Source organism: Micropruina sp., from assembly GCF_027492755.1.
Lineage (GTDB): Bacteria > Actinomycetota > Actinomycetes > Propionibacteriales > Propionibacteriaceae > Micropruina.
In genome coordinates, this window is sequence record NZ_JAPUED010000094.1 from 1 (window position 1) to 5,708 (window position 5,708).

The 5,708-nt window shown below is 66.9% G+C and carries 8 protein-coding genes; 4 read left to right on the forward strand and 4 right to left on the reverse strand.

The genetic code is table 11. The features are described from left to right. The 4 genes from rpsK to infA form a co-directional block, all read right to left on the reverse strand. On the reverse strand, window positions 1–268 hold a 268-nt coding region (gene rpsK / locus Q0066_RS06440), incomplete at its 3' end, for a 30S ribosomal protein S11 (RefSeq protein WP_298131257.1). Between the two features lie 44 nt (window positions 269–312). Further along, window positions 313–687: a 30S ribosomal protein S13 gene (gene rpsM / locus Q0066_RS06445; RefSeq protein ID WP_298131259.1), complete on the reverse strand. Its 375-nt coding sequence runs from the start codon at window positions 685–687 to the stop codon at window positions 313–315. 232 nt (window positions 688–919) lie between these two features. Continuing rightward, window positions 920–1,033: a 50S ribosomal protein L36 gene (rpmJ, locus tag Q0066_RS06450; RefSeq protein WP_002514836.1), complete on the reverse strand. Its 114-nt coding sequence runs from the start codon at window positions 1,031–1,033 to the stop codon at window positions 920–922. Between the two features lie 99 nt (window positions 1,034–1,132). Further along, window positions 1,133–1,354 carry a translation initiation factor IF-1 gene (infA, locus tag Q0066_RS06455; protein WP_298131262.1) on the reverse strand — a complete coding sequence of 74 codons (222 nt, stop codon included), beginning with the start codon at window positions 1,352–1,354 and terminating at the stop codon, window positions 1,133–1,135. 164 nt (window positions 1,355–1,518) lie between these two features. On the opposite strand from infA, the gene Q0066_RS06460 reads away from it, so the two are divergent. The 4 genes from Q0066_RS06460 to Q0066_RS06475 form a co-directional block, all read left to right on the forward strand. Continuing rightward, the gene (locus Q0066_RS06460; RefSeq protein WP_298131264.1) at window positions 1,519–2,820 is read left to right on the forward strand and encodes a sugar ABC transporter substrate-binding protein; all 1,302 of its coding nucleotides are present in this window, start codon (window positions 1,519–1,521) and stop codon (window positions 2,818–2,820) included. 1 nt (window position 2,821) lies between these two features. Continuing rightward, a complete protein-coding gene (locus Q0066_RS06465) occupies window positions 2,822–3,745 on the forward strand; it encodes a sugar ABC transporter permease (RefSeq protein WP_298131265.1) in 924 nt (307 codons plus the stop codon). After that, window positions 3,735–4,592 (forward strand): carbohydrate ABC transporter permease, encoded by an 858-nt coding sequence (locus Q0066_RS06470; RefSeq protein WP_298131267.1) that lies wholly within the window; start codon window positions 3,735–3,737, stop codon window positions 4,590–4,592. Before Q0066_RS06465 ends, Q0066_RS06470 begins: the two co-directional genes overlap by 11 nt. Continuing rightward, the coding region (locus tag Q0066_RS06475; protein ID WP_298131270.1) for a hypothetical protein at window positions 4,589–5,708 on the forward strand (1,120 nt) is incomplete at its 3' end. The genes Q0066_RS06470 and Q0066_RS06475, both read left to right, overlap by 4 nt.

The following is a 5,708-nucleotide window of genomic DNA, read 5'->3' on the forward strand; positions in this document are numbered from 1 at the left end:
GCTTCATGCCGTGCTCCATGGCGCGGCGACCCGCGGCCTCGGCGGCCATCTGGGCGGCGAACGGGGTCGACTTGCGCGAGCCCTTGAAGCCGACGGTGCCGGCGGAGGCCCACGAGATCACCGCACCGGTGGGGTCGGTGATGGTGATGATGGTGTTGTTGAACGTCGACTTGATGTGCGCCTGACCGGCGGTGACGTTCTTCTTCTCTTTGCGACGCAGCTTCGTCTTGGAAGCTGCCTGAGCCTTGGTGCGGCCTGCAGTAGCCATGTGTTCTCAGTACTCCTGGTATCTCGTGTCTAGGAGACGCCGCGTCAGCGGGTCTTCTTCTTCCCGGCGACGGCCTTCTTCTTGCCCTTGCGGGTGCGGGCGTTCGTCCGGGTGCGCTGACCGCGAACCGGCAGGCCCATGCGGTGGCGGCGGCCCTGGTAGGAGCCGATCTCGATCTTGCGCCGGATGTCGGCGGCGACGGTGCGGCGCAGGTCGCCCTCGGTCTCGTAGTTCGCCTCGATGTGATCGCGAAGCGCAACGAGCTGCTCGTCGGTCAGCTGGTGGACACGGATGTCGCCACTGAGACCAGTGGCGGCCAGGGTTTCGGCGGCGCGGGTACGGCCGATGCCGAAGATGTAGGTGAGGGCGATCTCGAGGCGCTTCTCGCGCGGCAGATCGACCCCGATGAGGCGTGCCATGAGGCGTTTCCTTTCAGTTCCGGACGGGGCGTCGGCCCGGTCCGCGGAGGTGTCTGGCGTGATGCGTCCCCTCGCCGCCTCGGCGTGGGCCCCGGCCTCCGACCGGGGGTGGCAGCTGGATTGCTCCGGCTGGTGCGATCACGTTCTTCTGTTGGCCCGCCCCGTCATCAGGCGACGAGGGCGGTGGACGGCGCGCCGTCCGGTGCTGCGGCCCGTTACGGCGCAGACCAGGTCAGCCCTGGCGCTGCTTGTGCCGCGGGTTGTCGCAGATCACCATCACGCGACCGTGCCGGCGAATGACCTTGCACTTGTCGCAGATCTTCTTGACGCTCGGCTGAACCTTCATCGAGCAACTTTCTGACTCGTCGCTCCGGACAGAACTGTCCCCGGGCACAAAGGCTCGGGGATCAACGGCCGGAACCGGTGGTGGATGATGTCGTGCGGATCACTTGTGCCGGTAGACGATGCGGCCACGGGTCAGGTCGTAGGGCGACAACTCGACGACGACTCGGTCGGCCGGGAGAATACGGATGTAGTGCTGCCGCATCTTGCCGCTGATCGTGGCCAGCACGCGATGGCCGTTGGCGAGTTCCACCCGGAACATCGCGTTCGGCAGTGCTTCGACGACCTGGCCCTCGAGCTCGAGGGCACCTTCCTTTTTCGCCATTGCTCCCAATCTGAACGTGGACGCACCTGAGACACAGGTGACCGACAGCTGAGTCTAGTGCAGGACGGCGGGGGGCCCAAATCGAGAGCTGCGACCAAAGCTCTTGCGCGATCTACAGTATACAAAATACCCTGTACCAAATCGACGGCGATTGGAGCACACAGATGACCTCGAAACGGTCCACGATCCTCGCCGCGGCAGCGGCTGGGGCATTGATGCTGAGCGGCTGTGGCGGTAGCAGCGGGCAGCAACCGGCCCCCAGTTCGGGAGACACGACCGCCCCGGCGACCGTGGTCTGGTCGACCTGGGGCTCACCCTCGGAGCTGAAGCGCTACGAGGACTTCAACTCCAAGTTCAAGGAGAAGCACCCCAACATCACCGTCAAGCTGCAGTCGGTGCCGTCCTACTCCGACTTCCACGCCAAGCTGCTCGCCCAGCTCACCTCCAAGACAGCGCCCGACGTCTTCTACGTGGGCGACGACAAGATCGGCCAGTTCGTCGATTCGGGCGCCCTGCTGAACGTCACCGACGTGCTCAAGGCACCGAACGCCGTCGCACCCTACGACGCCTTCAACCCGGCCACCTTCGGCGCTGCGACGAACGACGACGGCATCTTCGCCGCTCCCAACGACGTCAACCCCGACGCCCTGTGGTACGACAAGACCGCGCTGAAGGACGCCGGGATCACCGACGATCCCGCCACCTTGGCCGCCGCCGGCAAGTGGACCACCGACACCTTCCTGGCGATGAACGCCAAGCTCAAGGCCAAGGGCAAGACCGGCACCATGTTCTGGAACTACTGGGCCACCCACTACGGCTGGATCTCCAGCCAGGGCGGCAAGGCCTACGACGGTGACAAATTCGTCGCCAACACCGATCCGAAGTCGGTGGCGGCGGTCGACCAGTTGGGCAAGCTGTTCCAGGACAAGACCTTCGTGGTGGCCGACACGCTGCCGTCCGGCGCCGGCGCCGACTCGGTGTTCATCAGCCACAAGGCCGGGTTCTTCGCCCAGGGCCGCTACACGATCGGCACCCTGAAGGAGGCCGGCAAGCCGGAGAACTACGACATCGTCGACTGGCCGAGCCCGGACGGCACCCCGCCGTCGACCGGTCTGGCCGCCTCGTACCTGGCGATCAACGCCGCCACCAAGGTGCCGGACGCCGCCAAGCTGTTCTGGTCGGAGTACCTGAGCGCCGAGGGCCAGAAGATCCGGCTGGCCGGCGGGGGCAACGCCGTCCCGTCGATCAAGGGTGCCGACGACGTCGTCCTGGACGGCTACCCCGAGCACGCGCAGACCTTCCTCGACATGCGCGACCGCGGCTTCGTCAACTACGCCGCCGAGGCCCGGGTGCCCGGTCTGTCGACCGACATCGCGGAGAAGAAGTTCCTGCCGCTGTACCAGGGCAAGGCGACCGCACAGGAGACCCTGGACGGCGTCGCCGATCTGATCGCGAAGGCGAAGTAACGTGACCGCACAGTCGGCGGGCCTGCCTCAGGCCCGCCGACGCCCGCCTTCCTGGCGGCGCCGCGACCGCTGGTGGGGCTGGTTCTTCGTCGCGCCGCAGACGATCGGCATGATCGTCTTCGTCCTGATCCCGTTCACGCTCACCTTCGCCCTGTCCTTCGCCAAGTGGTCGGGCCTGGGACCGATCCGCTGGATCGGCATGAGCAACTACACCGACCAGCTCACCGATCCGGTCTTCCTGCGCTCGATCGTGAACACCTTCGTCATCGCACTGATCACCGTGCCGGTCGGCCTGGGTGCTTCGATCGTGGTGGCCACACTGCTCGAGAAGCTGAAGACCCGGTCGATCTACCTGGTGATGTTCTTCGCCCCGGTGGTCACCTCGTCGATCGCGGTGGCGATGATCTGGCAGCAGATGCTGCGCGCCGACGGCATGATCAGCGAATTCCTGGCCACCGTGTTCGGCATCACGCCGCCCGACTGGCTGGGCGATCCGCGGCTCGCCCTGATCGCGGTCTGCATGGTGGCGATCTGGTCGTCGATGGGCCTCAACGTGGTGATCTTCCTGGCTGGGTTGAAGAACATTCCGCCCAGCGTGCTGGAGGCCGCCACCGTCGACGGCGCGAGCGCGGTCAGCCAGTTCTTCCGGATCAAGATGCCGCTGATCAGCCCGATCATCTTCTATTCGACGATCGTCGCGGTGATCTCGTCCTTCCAGACCTTCGACATCGTCTATGTGCTGACCAACGACGCCGGCCCCGACAACGCGACCCGGACGATGGTCTACCACATCTACGACGTCGGCTATCGGTCGGCGAAGTTCGGTGTGGCCAGTGCGGCCTCGGTGATCCTGCTGCTGATCACCCTGGTGGTCACCATGATCCAACTGGCCGCCCAGAAGAAGCTGGTGAACTATGACCTCTGAGGCCACGACGTCCCGCCCCGGCCTGCGCTGGGGCCCGATCGTCATGCACGCCGGGCTGATCATCGCCGCGTTGGCCATGGTGTTCCCATTCATCTGGATGGTGCTCACCTCGGTGAAGACCCTCGGCCAGCTGCTCAACGCGCCGCTGTCGCTGCTGCCCGATCCGTTCACCTGGGACAACTACATCAACAGCTGGAACGCGGTGGCGTTCCCGCTGGCGTACTGGAACTCGGCCTACATCGCGGTGCTCAGCGTGGTCGGCACGCTGATCACCTCGGCCATGGCGGGCTACGCATTCGCCCGGATCAAATTCCGCGGCTCCGGCGTGCTGTTCGTGATCTTCCTGGCCACCCAGATGATCCCCAAGCAGGTCACGCTGATCCCCACCTATGTGGTGATGAGCACGTTGGGCTGGGTCGACTCGCACCTGTCGCTGATCGTGCCGGCGATGCTGGTCAACCCGTTCGCGGTGTTCCTGATGCGCCAGTTCATCTTGTCGTTGCCGATCGAACTCGAAGAGGCGGCGCTGATCGACGGCTGCGGCCGGCTGCGCATCTTCTTCTCGGTGATCCTGCCCAATCTGCGGCCCGGGCTGAGTGCTCTGGCGATCATCACCGCGCTGGACGCCTGGAACAACTTCCTGCTGCCGCTGGTGCTGCTGAACAGCCCTGAGCTGTTCACCGTGCCGCTGTTGCTGTCGCAGTTCCAGGGCCAGTACGCGGGGGTGAACTACGGGCTGATCATGGCGGCGTCCGCACTGTCCACCATTCCGATGCTGATCGTGTTCATCGTCGCCCAGCGACAGATCCTGAACTCGATGGCGTCCTCGGGGCTCGGCGGCAAATGACCGCACCGACTCCGGCCACGCTGCCGCTCTCGGCGATCGGTTCGCGGGTCTTCGTCGTCACCGGCGCCGACGATCTCACCGCATACGCCGCCGAGTACGAGCGGCCGCTGGCCGAGTCGGTGCTCTTCACCGGGCTGCGGTGCAGCGGTTCGCCCGAGGTCGCCATCGACGACACCGGGGTCAGCATCGCCGGCGCCGGGGCACTGACCTGGCGCGACCCGGACGGCCAGGCTCGGCAGGCGGATCCGGGAGCGGGCGCCTGGCGCTGGCACGTCGGCGGTGGCTCGGGCGCGGTCGACCTCCGCCGGCATGTCGAGGCCGCCGCGGCCCAAGCGGCCGGCTGGGCCGACTGGGACGCCCGCTGCCCGGTCGTCGACGAACGCTTCGCCGCCACGACTCGGCTGTGCTGGCGCACGTTGGGGCTGAACACGGTGCGGCTGCGGTCGCACCCGGAGCGGCTGGCGGTGGTGCCGTCGCTGTTCGGCTATGTCGGCGCCTGGCAGTGGGATGCCTACTTCATCGCGCTCGGGTTGCGGCACGGCCATCCCGAACTGGCGCGCGACCAGGTCCGTCTGGTCACCGAGCCGCAGGCTGCGGACGGCCAGCTGCCCGACGTCGTCCACGACACCGGGGTGCTGGCCAACGGACGCGACCTGCCGGCCGCGGACCAGCGGCGGCTGGAGGAACAGGGCTCCAGCTATCTCGGTGCGGAGGTGCCGCTGACCAAGCCACCGCTGCTGCTCTGGACGGCCGACCAGCTGCACGCGGCGGCACCCGACGAGGCCTTCCTCGCCGAGATGATCGACCGGGCCCGCGCCAATCACGACTGGTGGTACCGCGACAGCGTCCGGGATTCGCAGCCCTGCTATCTGCATCCGTACTCGTCGGGCTTGGACGACTCGCCCACCTTCGACACCCTCGCCGGCCCCACCCCCGACTTGGCCGCCTACCTGATCACCGCCGACCACGTGCTGCAGCGGCTGCGGCCGGAGGCGGCGAATCCCGGCCGCCGGGCGCAGACCGCCCAGTGGCTCTCCAGCCGCACCGGTGCCGCCACCGTGATCGACCTGCTGGCACTCTTCGCCGGGGAAGCCGACGACCGCCATCCCGGACCCG

Excerpts from the sequence above, each read along its gene's own strand:
- rpsM (WP_298131259.1), bottom strand. The coding sequence starts at position 687 with ATGGCACGCCTCATCGGGGTCGATCTGCCGCGCGAGAAGCGCCTCGAG.
- rpmJ (WP_002514836.1), bottom strand. The coding sequence starts at position 1,033 with ATGAAGGTTCAGCCGAGCGTCAAGAAGATCTGCGACAAGTGCAAGGTC.
- infA (WP_298131262.1), bottom strand. The coding sequence starts at position 1,354 with ATGGCGAAAAAGGAAGGTGCCCTCGAGCTCGAGGGCCAGGTCGTCGAA.
- Q0066_RS06460 (WP_298131264.1), top strand. The coding sequence starts at position 1,519 with ATGACCTCGAAACGGTCCACGATCCTCGCCGCGGCAGCGGCTGGGGCA.
- Q0066_RS06470 (WP_298131267.1), top strand. The coding sequence starts at position 3,735 with ATGACCTCTGAGGCCACGACGTCCCGCCCCGGCCTGCGCTGGGGCCCG.